The sequence below is a fragment of the Mesorhizobium sp. M8A.F.Ca.ET.207.01.1.1 genome (assembly GCF_004794715.1).
In the GTDB taxonomy this organism is placed as follows: Bacteria; Pseudomonadota; Alphaproteobacteria; order Rhizobiales; family Rhizobiaceae; genus Mesorhizobium.
The window spans coordinates 1-666 of sequence record NZ_SRUS01000045.1 but is presented as its reverse complement, the minus strand read 5'-3'; the positions used below and the strand labels follow the sequence as shown (position 1 = coordinate 666).

The following is a 666-nucleotide window of genomic DNA, read 5'->3' as shown; positions in this document are numbered from 1 at the left end:
CCCATGATCACCGCCGATGCCCAGCAGCTTGAGCCGGGTGGCCGCATCACCGTCTACGAACTGGACGCCAGCAGTTTCGGCGCCGACAAGCTGTTCTTCCACGCACACCTGCAGAGTGGTGTCATCTGGTGGCAGGGCCAGGAGTACGGCCCGTGGCCGATCGAGTCCAGCGGCTTTGAACGCACCAGCGACCAACCGCCGAATCCACGCCTGCGCGTGAGCAACATTGATGGTCGCATCACCGCCATGTGTCTGCTCTTCGATGACCTGGTCGGTGCCCGCATCATCCGCCGGCAGACGCTGGCCAAGTACCTGGATGCCACCAACTTCGAGGAAGGCAATCCCAGTGCGGATCCTGCCAGGCACTTCCCCGATGACGTCTGGTTCATCGAACGCAAGATCGGCGAAGACAAGCAGATGGTCGAGGTCGAGCTGACCACCGCGATCGATCTCAATGGCCAGCAGCTGCCGGGCAGGCAGATCATTGCCGGCATGTGCGGCGGGCTGGTGCGGGGGGGCTATCGCGGCGCGTACTGCGGCTACAACGGTCCCGCGGTGGCCGACAGCGACGACGTCCCCACTGACGATCCGGCCCGTGACCAGTGCGGCGGCCGGGTACGCAGTTGCAAGCTGCGCTTCGGTCAGGACAAGCCGCTGCCCTATGGC

1 protein-coding gene is annotated in these 666 nt (G+C 64.9%); it reads left to right on the top strand.

Annotated elements, in window-relative coordinates; all coding sequences use genetic code 11:
- Positions 1 to 666: phage minor tail protein L (locus EN850_RS33370; protein ID WP_246689315.1), on the top strand; the 666-nt coding region annotated here is incomplete at both ends.